This is a genomic window from Enterococcus xiangfangensis (assembly GCF_005405365.1).
Lineage (GTDB): Bacteria > Bacillota > Bacilli > Lactobacillales > Enterococcaceae > Enterococcus_A > Enterococcus_A xiangfangensis.
This window is the reverse complement of sequence record NZ_BJDX01000001.1, coordinates 1-17,540: the sequence shown is the minus strand read 5'-3', so window position 1 is coordinate 17,540 and position 17,540 is coordinate 1. Positions and strand designations below refer to the sequence as shown.

14 protein-coding genes are annotated in these 17,540 nt (G+C 40.3%); all 14 read left to right on the top strand.

What is annotated here, in order from left to right:
* The first annotated feature begins 13 nt into the window (after nt 1–13).
* Nucleotides 14–814: an undecaprenyl pyrophosphate synthase gene (uppS, locus tag FFM68_RS00070; RefSeq protein ID WP_137617420.1), complete on the top strand. Its 801-nt coding sequence runs from the start codon at nt 14–16 to the stop codon at nt 812–814.
* Nucleotides 811–1,605, top strand: a complete 795-nt coding sequence (locus FFM68_RS00065) for a phosphatidate cytidylyltransferase (protein WP_137617419.1) — start codon at nt 811–813, stop codon at nt 1,603–1,605. The genes uppS and FFM68_RS00065 overlap by 4 nt, the downstream gene beginning before the upstream one ends.
* Before the next feature lie 101 nt (nt 1,606–1,706).
* Entirely contained in the window at nt 1,707–2,975 is a 1,269-nt protein-coding gene (gene rseP / locus FFM68_RS00060; protein WP_137617418.1) for an RIP metalloprotease RseP, read from the top strand.
* Nucleotides 2,976–3,072: 97 nt separating this feature from the next.
* Nucleotides 3,073–7,416 carry a PolC-type DNA polymerase III gene (locus tag FFM68_RS00055; protein WP_167483422.1) on the top strand — a complete coding sequence of 1,448 codons (4,344 nt, stop codon included), beginning with the start codon at nt 3,073–3,075 and terminating at the stop codon, nt 7,414–7,416.
* A 166-nt stretch (nt 7,417–7,582) separates the two neighbouring features.
* Nucleotides 7,583–8,056, top strand: a complete 474-nt coding sequence (gene rimP, locus FFM68_RS00050; RefSeq protein WP_137617416.1) for a ribosome maturation factor RimP — start codon at nt 7,583–7,585, stop codon at nt 8,054–8,056.
* A gap of 66 nt (nt 8,057–8,122) precedes the next feature.
* Complete coding sequence (gene nusA, locus FFM68_RS00045) at nt 8,123–9,283, top strand: transcription termination factor NusA (RefSeq protein ID WP_137617415.1); 1,161 nt, start codon at nt 8,123–8,125, stop codon at nt 9,281–9,283.
* A gap of 19 nt (nt 9,284–9,302) precedes the next feature.
* Nucleotides 9,303–9,599 (top strand): RNase P modulator RnpM, encoded by a 297-nt coding sequence (gene rnpM / locus FFM68_RS00040; RefSeq protein WP_137617414.1) that lies wholly within the window; start codon nt 9,303–9,305, stop codon nt 9,597–9,599.
* Entirely contained in the window at nt 9,592–9,894 is a 303-nt protein-coding gene (locus tag FFM68_RS00035) for a L7Ae/L30e/S12e/Gadd45 family ribosomal protein (RefSeq protein ID WP_174784485.1), read from the top strand. The genes rnpM and FFM68_RS00035 overlap by 8 nt, the downstream gene beginning before the upstream one ends.
* Nucleotides 9,895–9,906: 12 nt before the next feature.
* Nucleotides 9,907–12,519 (top strand): translation initiation factor IF-2, encoded by a 2,613-nt coding sequence (gene infB, locus FFM68_RS00030; RefSeq protein ID WP_137617413.1) that lies wholly within the window; start codon nt 9,907–9,909, stop codon nt 12,517–12,519.
* A gap of 19 nt (nt 12,520–12,538) precedes the next feature.
* The gene (gene rbfA, locus FFM68_RS00025; RefSeq protein WP_137609323.1) at nt 12,539–12,886 is read left to right on the top strand and encodes a 30S ribosome-binding factor RbfA; all 348 of its coding nucleotides are present in this window, start codon (nt 12,539–12,541) and stop codon (nt 12,884–12,886) included.
* Nucleotides 12,887–13,008: 122 nt separating this feature from the next.
* Nucleotides 13,009–13,299 (top strand): hypothetical protein, encoded by a 291-nt coding sequence (locus FFM68_RS00020; protein ID WP_137617412.1) that lies wholly within the window; start codon nt 13,009–13,011, stop codon nt 13,297–13,299.
* A gap of 4 nt (nt 13,300–13,303) precedes the next feature.
* Nucleotides 13,304–15,376, top strand: coding sequence for a cation:proton antiporter (locus FFM68_RS00015; RefSeq protein ID WP_137617411.1), 2,073 nt, complete (start codon nt 13,304–13,306; stop codon nt 15,374–15,376).
* A gap of 149 nt (nt 15,377–15,525) precedes the next feature.
* Complete coding sequence (gene truB / locus FFM68_RS00010; protein WP_137617410.1) at nt 15,526–16,449, top strand: tRNA pseudouridine(55) synthase TruB; 924 nt, start codon at nt 15,526–15,528, stop codon at nt 16,447–16,449.
* A 3-nt stretch (nt 16,450–16,452) separates the two neighbouring features.
* Nucleotides 16,453–17,406 (top strand): riboflavin biosynthesis protein RibF, encoded by a 954-nt coding sequence (gene ribF, locus FFM68_RS00005; protein ID WP_137617409.1) that lies wholly within the window; start codon nt 16,453–16,455, stop codon nt 17,404–17,406.
* Nucleotides 17,407–17,540: the final 134 nt, after the last annotated feature.

Sequence of the window (17,540 nt, the reverse complement as noted above, 5' to 3'; positions counted from 1 at the left end):
TAGGAGGGAAAACATGGTCTTACGTTTTTTTCCACAGAAAAAAAAATATACACCGGAAGAGTCTGCATTCATTTTCGACCCTGAAGGTGCGGTACCAAAACATATTGCAATCATTATGGACGGCAATGGACGCTGGGCACAAAACCGCCGGCTGCCAAGAATCGCTGGTCATAAAGAAGGAATGGAAACCGTCAAAAAAATCACGAAACATGCCAATCGTTTAGGTGTCAAAGTACTGACACTGTATGCCTTTTCGACTGAAAATTGGAAGCGTCCTGAAGAAGAAGTGAAATTTCTAATGCAGCTGCCAGTCGATTTCTTTGATACTTTTGTACCAGAATTGATTGAAGAAAATGTTCGAGTCCACGTGATGGGATATGAAGAATACCTGCCAGCTCACACACAAGATGCGGTCAAACGTGCAATCGAACAAACTGCACAAAACGATGGACTTATTTTAAATTTTGCCTTGAATTATGGCAGCCGGGCTGAGATTGTTACAGCAATCCAGCAAATGGCTCAAGAAGTCAAAGACGAACAACTCGCTGTTGAAGCAATTACTGATGATGTGGTTGGAGATCATTTAATGACGGGCTTTTTGCCGCAAGAATTGCGCGATCCAGAGTTAGTCGTGCGAACAAGTGGGGAAGAGCGAATCAGCAATTTCTTGCTATGGCAATTGGCTTATAGCGAATTATATTTTACAAAAGCTTTATGGCCTGATTTTGATGGGGATCATTTGAAAGCTGCAATCGCTGCTTTTCAACAAAGAAATCGGCGCTTTGGTGGTTTAGATAAGGGGGAGAAAAAATGAGACAGCGAGTAATCACTGCAGTTGTCGCTTTAGTGATCTTTATTCCGATTCTTTATGTCGGCGGGATCGCTGTAGAAATAGCAGCAGCAGTATTAGCAGGGGTGGGTGTGTACGAATTATTCCGGATGAGAGGTCTCGCAATTTTGAGCTCTGAAGGGGTACTTTCAATATTAGGAGCAGTCTTTCTCGTCTTACCGGCTGAACGCTGGTTGCCATTTTTAAATGAACGCGATGGCAATTTTCTATTGTTTTATTTAACAGTGATGATTATTTTAGGGATTTCTGTCGTATCGAAAAATGCTTATACGATTGATGAGGCTGGTTTTCCAGTCGTTACAAGTTTATATGTCGGCATGGGTTTTCAAAATCTGGTTACCGCACGAGCAGATAGTTTAGCTATTTTATTGTTTGCTTTCTTTGTTGTTTGGTCAACGGATATTGGTGCGTACATGGTAGGTAGACAGATCGGCAAACATAAACTATGGCCAGATATCTCACCTAATAAAACGATTGAAGGAGCATTGGGCGGAATTGCCAGTGCAGTTGTAATAGCTGTTATCTTTATTTTGATTCAACCGCAAGTGTTCCAACACAATCTAGTGACGATGATTATCTTTACGATTATTTTTTCAATCGTTGGACAGTTTGGTGATTTAGTGGAATCTGCTATTAAGCGTCATTATGGAGTAAAAGATTCAGGGAAGATCTTACCTGGACACGGCGGCATTTTAGACCGTTTCGACAGCATGCTGTTTGTTTTTCCAATGATGCATCTATTAGGCGTATTTTAAAGAGCGGCAACGCTCTTTTTTTAAATTTTCTCTGAAAAGAGCTGTATTTTTCTAAGTCTGTGATAAACTAATTCTAATAAATGAATGAAGGTAGGAAAATTATGCGTACGATTATTACATTTTTGATCGTTTTTGGTGTTCTTGTGATCGTTCATGAGTTTGGTCACTTTTTCTTTGCGAAACGTTCAGGAATTTTGGTTCGAGAATTTTCAATCGGTATGGGACCAAAACTAATTGCTCACATGGGCAAAGATGGTACTACTTATACATTGCGCTTGCTGCCAATCGGTGGATATGTCCGAATGGCTGGTTTAGAAGACGAAGAGACCGAATTGAGTCCAGGAATGCCATTGTCTGTTGAATTGACTGCTGAAAATGAAGTACGTCGAATCAATGTCAGCAAAAAAGTCCAATTGCCTAATAGTATTCCAATGGAATTAATTTCAGCAGACTTAGTGGATGACTTGACGATCAAAGGGTATGTAAATGGCGATGAGAGCCAAGAGACGATCTATAAAGTTCAGCATGATGCAACAGTCATTGAAGAAAGCGGGACTGAAGTTCGGATCGCGCCGCGAGATGTTCAATTTCAATCAGCAAAACTAGGTGCGCGAATCATGACAAATTTTGCCGGACCAATGAATAATTTTATTTTGACAATCGTATTGTTCATCGCTTTAGCATTCTTGCAAGGCGGTGTGGCCGATTTCCAGACAAATCAGATCGGTACAGTCCAAGCTGGTAGTCCAGCGGCGGCAGCTGGACTGAAAGATCATGACACGATCATTGCTGTTGACGGAGAAAAAATTTCTTCATGGGATGATCTAACAAGTAATGTTACGAAAAAACCAGGAGAAAAGTTGAGTGTCACAATCGAACAAAATGGCAAACAAAAAACGGTCCAACTGACACCGAAAAGTGTGAAGAGTAATGGTCAAAAAGTTGGTCAAATCGGAGTGACACCGTATCTCAAAACTGGTTTTCTAGATAAAGTTGTCGGCGGATTGACTCAGTCATGGGAACTGACTAAAAATATTTTTAGTGCTTTGGGGTCATTGTTTAGCGGATTTAGTTTGGATAAACTAGGCGGTCCTGTGATGATGTATCAAATGTCTGCGGAAGCTTCACGTGCCGGATTCAAAAACGTAATCTATTTGATGGCAGTGCTATCAGTCAACTTAGGGATTGTCAATCTATTGCCCGTTCCGGCATTTGATGGCGGCAAAATCTTATTGAATCTGATCGAAGGAATTCGTGGGAAACCGCTTGATCCAGATAAAGAAGGGTTGATCACGATGGTCGGCTTTGGTTTTATTATGCTTTTGATGATTTTAGTGACTTGGAACGATATCCAGCGTTTCTTCTTTTAAATGAAAGGATCGAAATTTTTCGATCCTTTTTCTAATGCAATCATAAATAAAAACAGGTATACTGGATCATACTTGAAAAAGTGAAGGAGATGTCATTTTGTCTAAAAATCGTGAACTGTTTGAAAATTTATTACGACAAATTGAATTAGCTGAAGCTGAGCAGCAACTTGCAGAAATCCAAGCGTCAGCAATCCAAGAAGTTGTTGTTCATGAGAAATCTCGTATGTGGGAATTTTTTATCCAAACACCACAAATTTGGCCAGCTAAATTGTTTTATACATTCCATCAAAAATTACAATTGGCTTTTCAATCGATCGCAAAAGTAAAATTACATATTGTACCAGCAGACAATCATTTCGAAGAAGCGCTTTTGCAAAGTTATTGGCAACTGGCATTGAGTGAGCAAGATTGTGATACGCCACTTGTTAAGCAAGTTTTAAGTCAAACATTGCCATTGATCCAAGATAAGCGGATTGTTTTGTTAATCGACAATGATACTGTTATCCCATTTTTGAAACAGCAATATTTACCGCTGATCGAAGAGAACTTAGTTTCCTATGGGTTTCCGCATTTGCGAATCGATCCGGAAGTAGACAAAGAGCAAGCAGATAAAAAATTACAAGAATTCGAAGTCCGAAAAAAAGAGCAAGCACAAGTAATGCAGGAACAAGCGGCTGCTAGTTTGGCGCAATACGAATCGAAGAAAAAAGAGAAGAAAGAAAGTGCCGCTCAGTTTGATGGACCCATTCAAATGGGACGGAATATCCCGGCAGATGAATCCATTACACCAATGGGGAATATTATTGAAGAAGAACGCCGAATCACTATCGAAGGCTTCATTTTTGATAAGGAAGTCCGTGAGCTGCGTTCAAAACGGAAAATCTTAATCTTAAAAATGACGGATTATACGTCATCATTTGTAGTGAAAAAATTCTCTAATGGAGAAAAAGATGAAGCGATTTTTGATGCGATTGCGAATAATAGCTGGATTCGTGTGCGAGGAAGTGTCCAAGAAGACACATTCATGCGGGATCTAGTCATGAACGCACAAGATATCCAAGAAGTTAAACACCCACAACGCCAAGATACCGCAACTGAGAAACGTTCGGAATTACATTTGCATACTAATATGAGTACGATGGATGCAATCAACAGTGCAAGTGAATTGGTTGCTCAAGCAGGAAAATGGGGTCATAAAGCCATTGCGATCACGGATCATGGCGGTGCACAATCTTTTCCAGAAGCCCATGCGGCAGGAAAAAAGGCCGGCGTGAAAATTTTGTACGGTGTTGAAGCGAATGTTGTCTCTGATGGCGTACCAATCGCCTACAACGACGCACACCAATCGTTGACTGACGCTACTTATGTAGTCTTTGACGTGGAAACTACTGGTTTGTCAGCGGTTTACGATACAATTATTGAACTTGCCGCGGTCAAAATGCACAAAGGAAATGTAGTCGAAACATTTGAAGAATTTATTGATCCTGGGCATCCATTGTCAGAAACGACGATTAATTTAACGGGGATCACGGATGAAATGGTTCGCGGTTCCAAACCAGAAAAAGAAGTTATGGAATTGTTTGAACAATTTTGTGAAGGCGCGATTCTCGTTGCCCATAATGCGACATTTGATATTGGTTTTATCAATACTACTTACGTTCGACACGATATGGCTGAAACAGCGAATCCAGTTATCGATACGTTGGAAATGGCACGGTTTTTGTATCCTGAATTTAAACGTTTTGGTTTAGGCGTTTTGACAAAAAAATTCGGGGTCAATTTGGAGCAGCATCACCGAGCAGTTTATGATGCGGAAGCTACCGGTCACTTGGCATGGATCTTCGTGAAAGAAGCAATCGAAAAGCATGAGATGAATTATCATGATCAACTGAATGATCATGTAGGTGAGGGGGACTCCTATAAACGGGCACGACCATTCCATGCAACGATTTTGGCGAAAAATCAAGATGGTTTAAAAGATCTATTCAAACTGATCTCAATGTCTAATGTGGAGTATTTTGAACGGGTACCACGAATCCCTCGTTCACAATTAAGCAAAATGCGAGAGAATCTTTTAATAGGCTCGGCTTGTTCACAAGGTGAGATCTTTGAAGCGATGATGCAAAAAGGTGTGGAAGAAGCGAAAACTCGAGCAGCATTTTATGATTACATTGAAGTAATGCCAAAGGCTGTTTACGCACCGCTGATCGAACAAGAGTTGGTGAAAAGTGAAGCTGATTTGGAAGATATTTTGCGGAATTTGATTCAGATCGGAAAAGAATTAAACAAAACCGTTGTCGCAACAGGGAACGTACACTATTTAAATAAAGAAGACGCGATCTATCGAAAAATTTTGATCAGCTCAATGGGCGGTGCCAATCCGTTGAATCGTCACAGTTTGCCAGATGTTCATTTCCGGACAACAGATGAAATGCTGCAAGCTTTCAGTTTTTTGGGACCTGAATTAGCAAAAGAAATCGTTGTCGATGGACCGAATACGATTGTTGACAGCTGTGAAGAGATCATCCCAGTTAAAGATGCTCTGTACACACCTAAAATTCCTGGTTCAGAAGAAGAAATCAAAAAATTAAGTTATGATCGAGCGCGGGAATTGTATGGAGACCCGCTACCTGACATTATCGAGAAACGGTTAGAAAAAGAATTGACCTCGATTATCGGAAATGGGTTTTCCGTGATCTATTTAATCGCTCAAAAATTAGTACACAAAAGTAATGCGGATGGCTATTTAGTTGGCTCGCGTGGATCGGTAGGATCAAGTTTTGTTGCCACGATGACCGGGATCACCGAAGTAAATCCACTGCCGCCACATTATTATTGTCCTGAGTGTCAGTATTCAGAGTTTTTTGAAGATGGTTCTTACGGGTCTGGTTTTGATATGCCAGAAAAAAACTGTCCTAAATGCGGTGCACGACTATACAAAGATGGGCACGACATTCCCTTTGAAACATTCTTAGGCTTCCACGGAGATAAAGTTCCCGATATCGATTTAAACTTTTCGGGGGATTATCAATCAGAAGCTCACAACTATACAAAAGTATTATTTGGTGAGGAATATGTGTATCGTGCCGGGACGATTGGTACGGTTGCTGATAAAACAGCGTATGGATTTGTTAAGGGATATGAACGCGACCATAATTTACATTTTCGCAATGCCGAGGTAGATCGATTAGCTAAAGGAGCAACTGGAGTTAAGCGAACGACTGGACAACATCCAGGAGGGATAATCGTTATTCCTGATTATATGGATGTTTATGATTTTACACCGATCCAGTTTCCAGCAGATGACCGAAATTCAGAATGGAAGACAACGCACTTTGATTTCCATTCGATTCATGATAATGTATTGAAACTTGATATACTAGGTCACGATGATCCAACCGTGATTCGGATGCTGCAAGAATTATCAGGAATCGATCCAAAAACAATCCCGACAGATGATCCTGAAGTGATGAAAATCTTTTCAGGTCCGCAAATTTTAGGGGTTGAGCCAGATCAGATTTATTCTAAAACAGGAACATTAGGGATTCCTGAGTTTGGAACGCGATTTGTTCGTGGAATGTTAGAAGAAACCAGTCCAACAACGTTTGCTGAATTGTTGCAGATTTCCGGTTTGTCTCATGGGACAGATGTTTGGCTGGGCAATGCGGAAGAATTAATCAGCCGCGGAGAAGCAAACTTAGCGCAAGTGATTGGTTGTCGGGATGACATCATGGTTTATTTGATCCATGCAGGCCTTGACAGTGGAATGGCCTTCAAAATTATGGAGACTGTTCGTAAAGGTCAGTGGAATAAAATTGATGCTGAATTACGTGAAACCTATTTAACGGCGATGAAAGAAAATAATGTGCCTGACTGGTATATTGATTCATGTTCGAAGATCAAGTATATGTTTCCTAAAGCCCATGCGGCAGCGTATGTGTTGATGGCATTGCGGGTCGCTTATTTTAAAGTTTATTTCCCCATCCTGTATTATTGTGCCTATTTTTCAGTGCGTGCAGACGATTTTGATTTAGTGGCGATGGCAAAAGGCAAAGACGCGGTAAAAGCGGCAATGAAAGCTATCACAGATAAAGGAATGGACGCTTCAACGAAAGAGAAAAATCAGTTGACCGTCTTGGAATTGTGCAATGAAATGCTGGAACGCGATTTCCATTTTGGAATGATCGATCTGTATAAATCCGATGCGCATGACTTTGTAATCGATGGTGATACGCTGATTGCACCATTTCGTGCGGTGCCTGGACTGGGTCTGAACGTAGCCAACCAAATCGTAGAAGCACGTAAAGACGGGATTTTCTTATCAAAAGAAGATTTGGCTTCTCGCGGTAAAGTATCAAAGACATTAATCGAGTACATGGATACCCATGGTGTCTTGAAAGACCTACCGGATGAAAACCAACTTTCACTCTTCGATATGTAAAGAAAAGGATAATTTCTGGGTTAAAATGAAAGAAATTCTCATCATGAAAATGCTGAGGTTGAATTTTCAATGAAATTGTGCTACTATAACAAAGTAATCATAGATTGATGGTGAGTGAGCGGATTTTTCGCTCACTCTTTTTAATGGATTAAAGGAGGCTGGCAGTTTGAGCAGTGTAGTCGAAACAGTGACTGACTTAGTAACTCCCATTTTGGATGAGCAGAATTTTGAGTTAGTTGAAGTGGAATTCGTCAAAGAAGGAAAAAGTTGGTTTTTAAGAGTATTTATCGATAAAGAAGGCGGTATCGATATTGAAGAATGCGCCTTTGTCAGTGAAAAACTTAGCGAGAAACTGGATTTAGTTGATCCAGATCCAATTCCGCAAGAATATTTCCTTGAGGTTTCTTCACCAGGGGCCGAACGTCCATTGAAAAAAGAAGAAGATTACCATAAAGCAATTGGACAATACATCAATATCTCACTGTATCAAAATATTGATGGCGAAAAACAATATCAGGGCTTCTTAAAGGAAGTTACTGATGAGACCTTAACATTGACAGTAAAAATCAAGACACGCACCAAAGAGATGATCTTTGAGCGCAAGAATATCGCGAAGGCTCGTTTTGCGATCGAATTTTAATTAGCAATCAAACCTATTTTTCTTTGAAAAATAGATTCGTTAATATGAACTAGGAGGAAAGTTAAGATGAGTAAAGAAATGCTAAATGCTTTGGATACTCTAGAAGCAGAAAAAGGTGTTTCGAAAGAAATCGTGATCGAAGCGTTGGAGGCGGCTTTAGTTTCTGCCTACAAACGTCATTATGGTCAATCACAAAACGTTGAAGTTGAATTCAACGAGAAAAAAGGCGACATCCATGTATATGCGGTGAAGGAAGTAACAGAAGAAGTTATGGACTCACAATTAGAAGTTTCATTGAAAGATGCGATGGCAATCAATCCTGCCTATGAAATCGGGGATACGATCCGTTTTGAAGTGACTCCAAAGGATTTTGGTCGAATTGCAGCTCAAACAGCAAAGCAAGTTATTTTACAACGGGTACGCGAAGCTGAACGCAGCATTATCTATAACGAATACAGCGCCTACGAAAACGATATTATGCAAGGTGTAGTAGAACGCCAAGACAATCGCTATATCTATGTTAATTTAGGGAAGATTGAAGCGGTTCTTTCAAAACAAGATCAAATACCAAATGAACATTACAAACCTCATGATCGAATCAAAGTCTATGTTTCTCGGGTAGAAAATACTTCAAAAGGACCACAAGTTTTTGTAAGCCGTAGTCATCCAGATTTATTGCGCCGCTTATTTGAACAAGAGATTCCTGAAGTCTATGATGGCATCGTGGAGATTGTCAGCATCGCTCGTGAAGCTGGAGATCGTGCGAAAGTAGCAGTTCGTTCAACGGATCCTAACATCGATCCAGTGGGAACTTGTGTAGGTCCTAAAGGCCAACGTGTTCAAGCAATCGTCAATGAACTAAAAGGCGAAAATATGGATATTGTTGAGTGGAATGAAGATCCTGCAGTATTTATTGCAAACTCATTAAATCCGGCTCAAGTTGAAGATGTAATCTTTGATATCAACAATCCAAAAGTTTGTACGGTCGTAGTTCCAGATTATCAACTATCACTTGCTATCGGAAAACGCGGACAAAATGCGCGGCTTGCTGCCAAATTGACTGCACACAAAATTGATATCAAGTCTGAATCTGACATGGAAGAATTTTACGAAAACTATGAAGAATCAGAAGTTGAAGAAATTGAGCCCGTTGCAACTGAAGAAATGGAAGAAGCAACTCCAGATTTGACTGAAGAAAACAGCGCTTCTGATCAAACGGAAGAATAAATTAATGGGAGGACAGCAAATGAAAAAAAGAAAAGTTCCTTTGCGTAAATCGGTTGTTTCCGGTGAAATGTTCCCTAAAAAAGATTTGATCCGCATTGCCAAATCAAAAGAAGGCGATGTTTCGATCGATCCTTCAGGTAAGAAACCAGGTCGCGGCGCCTATGTTGTATTGGAGCCGGCTGAAGTTGAAGAGGCATGGAAAAAACGTGTCTTAGACCGCACACTGGGAACAGATTTGAGCGATGAATTTTATCAAGAACTACTTGATTATGTGAAGCACCAAAAAGCCAGAAAAGAGCTCTTCGGCAATGAATAAACAGAAGGCCTTGAACATGTTAGGCCTTGCGATGCGTGCAGGCAAACTGATCACAGGGGAAGAAATGACGATCAATGAGATTCGTAAAAATAAAGTGAAACTTGTAATCGTCACTGCTGATGCGAGTGATAACACTCAAAAAAAGCTATCAGATAAAAGTAAGTATTACCAAACGGCATGTTTTATCGAATTTACTCAAGGAGAGATTTTAGGCGCAATCGGAAAACCTCGAAAAGTTATCGGAGTTTTAGATCAAGGATTCGCCAACAAAATTATGACGTTAATAACAGGTTAGGAAGGTGATTGCATGGGAAAAAAGAGAGTATACGAATTTGCCAAAGAAGTGAATCAATCAAATAAGGATGTCGTAGAAAAAGCACAATCTTTAGGTATGGATGTTAAAAACCATATGGGTACATTATCTGGAGATGATGAATCAAAATTGAAACAAGCTTTTTCTAGCAAGCCGCAACAAACTACTCAAGCAAAACCATCAGCTAACCAGCACGAAAAATTAAAATTCCATGGAAAGAGCTCGAAGAACAACCCAAATTTCCAGAATAGAAAAGGAAATAAAGACTTGACACAAACTAATAAACCAAACAACTCAGCGAACGCAAACCGTTCAAATCAAGGGCAACGCCCAACACAAAGCAATACAAGTAACACACAACAACGCCCAGCGCAAAATGGAACAAATAATGCGCAGCGCCAAAACCAAGGACAACGTCCAGCACAAAGTGGAACAAATAATGCGCAGCGTCAAAACCAAGGACAACGTCCAGCACAAAGTGGAACAAATAATGCGCAGCGTCAAAACCAAGGACAACGTCCAGCGCAAAGTGGAACAAATAATGCACAGCGCCAAAACCAAGGACAACGCCCCGCACAAAGTGGAACAAATAATGCGCAGCGTCAAAACCAAGGACAACGCCCTGCACAAAGCGGAACAAATAATGCGCAGCGTCAAAACCAAGGACAACGTCCAGCGCAAAGTGGAAATCAAGGGCAGCGTTCAAACCAAGGAGGCAATCAAAACCGTAACAATAGTTTTGGCGGCAACCAAAATCGCAATAAAAATAGATTTAACAAAAAAGGGAAAAAAGGCAGACAGCAACAAAGCCAAAAACCAGCAGTACCACCACGTAAATTCCGTGAATTGCCAGAAGTATTAGAGTATACAGAAGGCATGAATGTGGCAGATATCGCGAAGAAAATCCATCGCGAACCAGCTGAAATCATCAAAAAATTATTTATGATGGGCGTTATGGTCAACCAAAACCAACCATTAGATAAAGATACGATCGAATTACTAGCAACAGACTACGGGATCGAATCACAAGAGAAAGTGACAATCGATGTCGCTGATATCGATCGTTTCTTCGACGCAGCTGATGTCAATGAAGAAAACTTAGTATCACGTCCGCCAGTAGTAACTATCATGGGACACGTTGACCATGGTAAAACGACATTGCTAGATACTTTACGTCATTCACGTGTAACTAGCGGAGAAGCCGGTGGGATCACTCAACATATCGGTGCATACCAAATCGATATCGACGGCAAACCAATCACTTTCTTGGATACACCAGGACATGCGGCCTTCACAAGTATGCGGGCTCGTGGTGCAAGTATCACAGACATTACGATTCTAGTCGTAGCAGCTGATGATGGTGTAATGCCACAAACAATCGAAGCAATCAACCATGCAAAAGCGGCAAAAGTGCCGATTATCGTAGCAGTAAACAAAATCGATAAGCCAGGTGCCAACCCACAACATGTGATGCAAGAATTAAGCGAATATGAATTGATTCCTGAAGCATGGGGCGGCGACACGATCTTCGTAGAAATTTCAGCGAAATTCAATCAAAATATCGATGAATTATTAGAAATGATTTTATTGGTTGCTGAAGTAGAAGATTTGAAATCTGATCCAACCCAACACGGTATCGGAACAGTTATTGAAGCTCGTTTAGATAAAGGAAAAGGCCCGGTTGCGACCTTATTGGTTCAACAAGGTACAATGAAAGTCGGCGATCCAATCGTTGTCGGTAATACTTATGGTCGTGTACGTGTTATGACTAATGACATTGGTCGTCGTGAAAAAACAGCTGGACCTGCAACACCAGTAGAGATCACAGGACTGAATGATGTTCCTCAAGCCGGCGATCGTTTCGCAATCTTCGATGATGAAAAAACAGCTCGTGCAGCAGGTGAAGAACGTGCAAAACGTGCCGTGTTAGAGCACCGCAGTGCCAATGCTCGTGTGACACTAGACAACTTATTTGAATCCCTTAAAGAGGGTGAATTAAAAGAAGTCAACGTAATCATCAAAGCCGATGTACAAGGTTCTGCCGAGGCGTTATCAGCATCATTGAAAAAAATCGATGTTGAAGGCGTTCGTGTGAAGATCGTCCATTCAGCTGTTGGCGCAATCAACGAAAGTGACGTTACTTTAGCAGCAGCAAGTAATGCGATCATTATCGGATTCAACGTTCGACCAACAGCGCAAGCCAAACAACAAGCAGCGACGGAAGAAGTAGATATTCGTCTACACCGCATCATCTATAAAGCAATCGAAGAAATCGAAACAGCGATGAAAGGGATGCTTGATCCTGAGTATGAAGAAAAAATCACCGGTCAAATGACTGTTCGTGAAACGTATAAAGTTTCTAAAGTCGGAACAATCGCTGGTTGTTATGTCAACGAAGGTTCTATCCAACGTGATAGCGGTGTTCGGATCATCCGCGATGGCATCGTTATTCTAGAAGGAAAACTTGCTAGCTTGAAACGTTTCAAAGATGATGTGAAAGAAGTCAAAATGGGCTACGAATGTGGCGCTATGATCGAAAACTTCAATGATATCAAAGTCGACGATGTAATTGAAGGCTTTGTTATGGAAGAAATCAAACAAAAATAGTTCTAAGGAGGCCATCGCTATGCCAAATTATCGCGATCGTCGTCTTGCTCAAGAAATTTTAAAAGAAGTCAATGACGTTTTACGAAAAAAGGTTCGTGATCCGCGGGTCCAAAATGTGAATATCACGGATGTCCATGTTACTGGCGACTTGCAACAAGCGACGATTTACTACAGCTTATTATCTGATAAAGCTTCAGATAAGGAAAAAGCTCAAGAAGGATTGAATAAAGCAAGTGGTTTGGTTCGACGTGAACTAGGCCATGCATTATCGATCTACAAGACACCTGAATTGTTTTTTGAATTAGATGAATCAGTTGAATACGGTTCTAAAATCGATCAGCTGATCCGAGATTTAAATAAAGAATAAATTCGTTAGAACCTGAAAAATTTTTTCAGGTTCTTTTTGCAATATTAGAAAAATCCTGTTACAGTGTAGGCAGTTTGTAAATGATCCTTTTTTGGGATATTTTCAAGGAGGCAAAGTCTAAAATGACTACAGAATTTGAAGAACGGATGAAGGCTCTTCATCAAGAGTTTGAAAAGTTGAGCCCGGAAGAACGCAAAGTCGTTAAACAAAAGATAAAAAGGGTCAATGTTTTGACGTCTCGTAAATTAGAACGGATGAAACATGATTTATTGCGCATGGAAACTAAGCGGGCACAGCTTTCATTAGATGACGACCCGAAAGAATTGGCGGAACTAGAAGACCGCATTATCAATAAGAAACGTGAATTCTTAAAATTATTATCGAAGGCAAAAGATAGTTGTTCCCCGAGGTGAGTGAATGGGTTTAATTGAGATTATTATTATTGTAGCCATCGCCATCACCTTATCGAATGTTTTAGCAAAAGTTTTTCCGTCTTTTCCGATTTTTATGATCCAGATTATTATCGGGATCATCATTGGTTTTACTGAAGTTGGCAGTTCAATCCATTTTGAGCCAGAAGTGTTTCTAGTGATGATCATTGCGCCTTTATTGTTTCGCGAAGGCGAGACGGCAGATATTGCTTCGATCTTGAAACATTTTGGCTTGATTTTGTTATTAGCTTTTGGCGGCGTTATTTTCACCTTATTTGGTTTGGGTTTTGTCTTGCATAAAATCTTACCGATAATTCCGTTAGCAGCTTGTTTGGCTTTTGGCGCCTCATTAGGGCCTACTGATGCTGTAGCTGTGAACTCCTTGGCAAAACGATTGAATATCCCAGAATCAGTCATGCATGTCTTAGAAGGCGAAGGATTAATCAATGATGCGACCGGCGTAACGGCGTTTCAGTTTGCTGTGGCGGCTCTTTTGACGGGCCGATTTTCAGCAATGGACGCATCAATCTCTTTGTTGGAATCAAGTATCGTAGGTGTTTTGGTTGGATTAGTCATTATTTGGGTTAAAAATGAAATCATAAAAATCATTGAGCGAATCTCTGCTCAAGATGTTTCAGCCTATTTACTGATTGAATTGATTTTGCCGTTTACAGCGTATTTTATTGCGGAATTGTTCCATGCTTCAGGGATCATTGCTGCGGTAGTTACAGGCGTTTTGCAGGCGACTGGGTTTCGGCGAGTAAATCTATTTGAAGCACAATTATCAAATGTTACAGAAAGTACTTGGGATACGATCAGTTTTATGTTGAATGCTCTAGTCTTTATTTTCTTGGGTATCGAACTATCACAAGTCTTTTCTCCTGTGTGGAACAGTCAGAGCTATTCAAACCTGCATCTTTTAGGGATAGTTTTGTTATTGACAGCTCTATTATTTGTTTTACGCTTTTTATTTGTCAGTGGTTTTTATGTCGTAACGCAAGGCTGGCAAACGACACGTTCACAGTTAAGAGAGCGTCTGCTGCTGACCTTTGGTGGGGTCAAAGGAACGGTCAGTATCGCCACGATTTTTATTTTACCGACAACGATTCATGGCTTAGCCTTTCCTGAACGTTCACTGCTCTTATTCATCACCGCTTGCGTAACTTTTTTGACTTTGATCATCGGAATGATTTTACTACCGATCTTGTCTGAAGGAGAAGTCATCCCGCCAACAGATCCAAAATTGATGTTGATATTGCGGGAAGTAATTAGCGAACTCTATGCGGACTTAGATGATAAGAAACTCAGTGAAAAAGAACGTTTTGCACTGCTTGCGGTAATTGCGAATTATCAAGGTCGAATCCAGCAAGTCTTCAATAATTCGATGCCAGAAAGTGCACAACAGGAATTTCAAGAAATTCAGGCGTTGATCATTTCCGTTGAACGCGATGGCCTAGACGAAAGCTTTAGAAGGCATCAAATCGATGCAAGTGCGTATCGATTATATTCACGCTTCATTTCTAATGTATCTGAATCGGTAACAAAGCAGATGCTGTCTTTGCTTAGTTTTTGGCTGATTTTTGTGCGTCGGATCATTCGGATCATCTTGCATCCAAAAATGTTTTGGCAACGGAAGAAAAAGCAAAAAGAGATCGTTGATAATCGTGATATCTCATCTCTTAGAAAAATATTTATCCGTAATAGCGAAGTGATCTTAGATAGTTTAGAAAATCTACGCGATGTTTATGATGAAGATTTGATTGATTTTTTTGTGGATGAACGAAAGAATCTGATGAATCAAGTCAGCGGACATGGATTGTTTGGAACGCATTTGATTCAACAAGATCCGTTGTATGTTAAAGAATTGATCCGCGGCTTTTATTTAGAAAGAAAGTTGATCGATCAATACGAAGCAAATTCAGAAATCACTAATTTTACGGCAAATAATTATCGCCATCAAGTGAATCAATTGGAGTCGTATACAATGCGGCAATCTTCAGATCCAAGTTTTTCCTTTGTACTTAAACGTCAAAAGAAAAGAACCAAAGAAACAGAATAGCTGAACCGTCATTACTGACGGTTCTTTTTATATCTAGATTTTTACAGCTGATGACTACAGAAAAAACTAGTCAAAAGCTATCTTGCCAATTCTCAGATCAGCTATGCTATAATGGGAACGTTAATTATAAGACGAAATGAGGAAATAAAATGGACGGTATCTTGCCGTTATGGAAAGAGCGCGGTATGACAAGTCATGACTGTGTCTTTAAATTAAGAAAGATTTTACAAACGAAAAAAGTTGGACATGGTGGGACCTTAGATCCGGATGTCGATGGGGTCTTGCCTATCTGTATCGGAAAAGGAACCAAAGTGATCGAATATTTACAAGAAGGCGGAAAAATTTACGAAGGCGAAATTACGATAGGTTTTGCTACTGCAACGGAAGATCGTAGCGGAGAAGTTGTAGAGACTAAAGCGGTAGAAACCCCTTTGACAAAAGAAGCAATTGATCAGATGATGGCCACATTTATCGGAGAAATCACACAAATCCCACCGATGTATTCAGCGGTAAAAGTAAATGGGAAACGCTTATATGAATACGCGCGAGCGGGTGAAACGATTAAACGCCCCGAACGAATTGCAGTCATCAAAAGTTTTAAACGAACGACTGATCCAATTTACCACGCAGAAACTAAAACACAAAGCTGGCGGTTTCAAGTAACTTGCGGAAAAGGGACGTATGTTCGAACTTTAGCCGTCGATTTGGGAGCAAAACTTGGGTATCCAGCTCATATGTCTGATCTAACTCGTTTAGCAAGCGGTGGTTTTTCAGTCGGCCAAGCGGTGACTTTAGCACAAGTCAGTGAATTAATGGAAAAAAATCAGATCGATCAAGCGTTACAACCAATCGAAGAAGCGATGAAAGATTTTCCACGGATCAATCTTACAACTGTCAGTTGGCAAAAAGTTAAAAATGGACAAGTTTTGCCAATGAATGATTTTGGTCTAAAAAAAATGCCGGGAAAATTGATCGCATTCTTCTATAAAGACCAATTAGTCAGTCTATATGGTCAGCATCCAGAAAAAGATTGGCTCTTAAAGCCAAGCAAAGTGATTCGAAACGAGGTATAGCAGATGGAAATAGTAAAGTTGCGTCATCCGTATAAACCAGAAGAAATTCCAGCAGGAGATTGTGTATTGGTCTTAGGTTTTTTTGATGGTGTCCATCGCGGACATCAAGAAGTAATCAATACTGGCAAAAGAATTGCGGAAGAGAAAAAGTTAAAATTAGCTGTGATGACTTTCAATCAGCATCCTGCAATCGTGTTCCAACAAGTTCAGAGCAAACCAATCAAATATCTTTCAACTTTGAGACAAAAAGAAGAACGCATGGCAAGTTTAGGCGTGGATATTTTATATGAAGTGGCTTTTACTTCCGCTTTTGCGGCGTTAGATCCGCAAGAATTTGTGGATCAATACATTGTAGGACTGCACGGAAAAGTCGCGGTTTCAGGATTCGATTATAATTTTGGAAAAGATCAATCTGCAGATGCTGAACGGCTGCCTGATTATGCTAAAGATCGTTTTGAGGTAGTTATTGTTGCTAAAAAAACGGAAGAGCATGAGACTGAAAAAATCAGTTCTTCACGCATTCGCCGTTTATTATCAGAAGGTCGTTTGGAAGAAGCCAATCAGTTGCTAGGTTATGTTTATGAAATCAGCGGCACAGTGATCCACGGTGAAGCACGCGGTCGTTCTTTAGGCTATCCGACAGCTAATATTCAAGTACCAGAAGACATGAAATTACCGAAAGAAGGAGTTTATGTCAATCAGCTTAAAGTCGGTGATCAATGGTATCAAGCGATGGGATCAATCGGACATAATGATACGTTTGGCTCCAATCGGATGTTGACAGTCGAAATCAATATTTTAGATTTCAATCAAGAAATCTACGGAGAAAAAGTGAAAGTACGCTGGTATCATATGTTGCGAGGACAAGTAGCCTTTGAATCAGTTGACGGATTGGTTCGGCAACTCGAAATAGATGAACAGGCGACTCGAGATTATTTCAAGAAAAAAGCTCAATAGTTAAAGTTATGATGTGTAATTACAAGATAAAAAGCTTCGGATCACTGTAGGAACTGACCTAAAATACTGAGACAGTAATAAAAAAGCATTTATTAGGCTGCTAATTTCCGATATTCTATCGGTGATTGGTAGCC

Coding starts and splice junctions, on each gene's coding strand:
- ribF (WP_137617409.1), top strand. CDS start 16,453: ATGGAAATAGTAAAGTTGCGTCATCCGTATAAACCAGAAGAAATTCCA.
- FFM68_RS00035 (WP_174784485.1), top strand. CDS start 9,592: ATGAATAAACAGAAGGCCTTGAACATGTTAGGCCTTGCGATGCGTGCA.
- nusA (WP_137617415.1), top strand. CDS start 8,123: ATGAGTAAAGAAATGCTAAATGCTTTGGATACTCTAGAAGCAGAAAAA.
- FFM68_RS00015 (WP_137617411.1), top strand. CDS start 13,304: ATGGGTTTAATTGAGATTATTATTATTGTAGCCATCGCCATCACCTTA.
- FFM68_RS00065 (WP_137617419.1), top strand. CDS start 811: ATGAGACAGCGAGTAATCACTGCAGTTGTCGCTTTAGTGATCTTTATT.
- infB (WP_137617413.1), top strand. CDS start 9,907: ATGGGAAAAAAGAGAGTATACGAATTTGCCAAAGAAGTGAATCAATCA.
- uppS (WP_137617420.1), top strand. CDS start 14: ATGGTCTTACGTTTTTTTCCACAGAAAAAAAAATATACACCGGAAGAG.
- rnpM (WP_137617414.1), top strand. CDS start 9,303: ATGAAAAAAAGAAAAGTTCCTTTGCGTAAATCGGTTGTTTCCGGTGAA.
- FFM68_RS00020 (WP_137617412.1), top strand. CDS start 13,009: ATGACTACAGAATTTGAAGAACGGATGAAGGCTCTTCATCAAGAGTTT.
- truB (WP_137617410.1), top strand. CDS start 15,526: ATGGACGGTATCTTGCCGTTATGGAAAGAGCGCGGTATGACAAGTCAT.
- rseP (WP_137617418.1), top strand. CDS start 1,707: ATGCGTACGATTATTACATTTTTGATCGTTTTTGGTGTTCTTGTGATC.
- rbfA (WP_137609323.1), top strand. CDS start 12,539: ATGCCAAATTATCGCGATCGTCGTCTTGCTCAAGAAATTTTAAAAGAA.